The 1,712-nt window shown below is 41.1% G+C and carries 1 protein-coding gene and 1 tRNA gene; both read right to left on the bottom strand.

The features are described 5' to 3' along the window. A partial coding sequence (locus H5072_RS18600; protein WP_182694409.1) for an exo-beta-N-acetylmuramidase NamZ domain-containing protein occupies positions 1–1,132 on the bottom strand: 1,132 nt, incomplete at its 3' end. A 379-nt stretch (positions 1,133–1,511) separates the two neighbouring features. Continuing rightward, positions 1,512–1,588, bottom strand: a tRNA-Arg gene (locus tag H5072_RS18595). Positions 1,589–1,712: the final 124 nt, after the last annotated feature.

The following is a 1,712-nucleotide window of genomic DNA, read 5'->3' as shown; positions in this document are numbered from 1 at the left end:
CAAGCCCCGCCTGCCAGCTTTGTTTTATTTGCGCTTCTGATTGCCCTGCTTCAATAGCTAAGCGCAATTTATTAGTACCCGCTAGCTTATCCATAAAGTCAGCGCGCTCAAAAAACGAGATGTTATTTTTACTAAGCTCCGTGTACGCATTTATTAAGTAAGTTAAATTTAAACCTGTAATATTTGCTTGTCTTAAATCGAGCCCTTGCACGGTTTGGTTTTTAAATTTAGGGTTTAAAGCAGCGCCTTTAATTGCGCGCGGTGTAAAATTAAAATCACCTAATGCTACTGGCGAATAGCCAATTACTTGAAATGCAAAGTCGGTGCCTCTACCAATGCTGATAGGCGTTGCTTCAAAAAAGCAAAGTGATGGGTAAAGCGCAATGGCTTGATCGTTAGGCAAATTAGGGCTGGGTTTTACAGGCAAGCTATAAGTACTTTTGCGAGTGTAATGATCAACAGGGATCACCGTTAATTTTAAATCGGCCGCTTTATTGATCCAACCCTCGCCCTTGATCATTTTGGCAAGTTCGCCAACGGTCATGCCGTGTAAAACAGGAATAGGGTGCATGCCTACAAACGATTTAAATTCTGACTCTAATATTGGCCCATCAACGTAGGCAATATTTGGGTTGGGCCTATCGAGTACTAAAAATTCTATCCCCTGCTCTGCAGCGGCTTCCATCATGTAGTGCATAGAGCTTATGTAGGTATAAAAACGCACTCCCACATCTTGAATGTCAAAAATAATGACATCAACATCGGCTAAAGCAGCTTGGCTTGGTTTTTTATTTTTACCGTAAATAGAAATAAGCGGAATACCAGTTTTACCATCAACAGCATTTTTCACATGGGCGCCCGCATCGTGATCGCCACGAAAGCCATGCTCAGGTGCAAAAATTTTAGTTATGTTTATGTTTTTAGTCAGTAGAGTATCTACTAAGTGAGTTTCCCCTACGCTTGATGTTTGATTGACTACTAGCCCTACACGTTTATTTTTTAACTGCGGTAAATATTTAGCATATTGCTGCGCACCTACTACAAGTGAGTTATTAGCTTCGTTGGCTTGCACACTTGCAATAAAAATGGCGCTAAAAATAAAAAACAACGTAATAAATAGGGTTTTAAACATACTGCAATATCCTTTTAAACAAGGCGTTTAAAATAACATAGGTAATAATAAAGAGCAGCTTTAGAAAAGGGTTAAGTGGGCTTGAGTAGATATAGTGATTAGAAGCTGTCGCTTCTCACGCGAGCAGGCTCAGCGTCTACAACGGATGAATAAGCGCGGAGTTTGGATTTAAAGATTGGGTTGGTTTTATTTGTAGGCGTGCAGCTTGCTGACGCGACGAGCGAAGCTCGTAAATAAAGTATCAGTTATATCGGTGGTAAGTGATTAGAAGCTGGCGCTTCTCACGCGAGCAAGCTCTGCGGCTACAGGAGTGGTAGTTTACATTTCACTTTATTTTAGGCACAAAAAAACCGACTTAATGTCGGCTTGTTTATGAAAGTGGTGGGCGCAGGAGGATTCGAACCTCCGACCGCTCGGTTCGTAGCCGAGTACTCTATCCAGCTGAGCTATGCACCCACTTTCATAGATTGCTTATTTAAACTCTAAGCAGAGCGTATTAATTCAGGCATAAAAAAACCGATTTCCATCGGTTTATTTTTCTTACACTTAAAAGTGTATGAAAACATGAAAGTGGTGGGCG

It is taken from the genome of Pseudoalteromonas sp. SR45-5 (assembly GCF_014163565.1).
GTDB classification, from domain to species: domain Bacteria; phylum Pseudomonadota; class Gammaproteobacteria; order Enterobacterales; family Alteromonadaceae; genus Pseudoalteromonas; species Pseudoalteromonas distincta.
The sequence above is the reverse complement of the archived record's forward strand: the minus strand, read 5'-3'. Positions and strand labels throughout refer to the sequence as shown.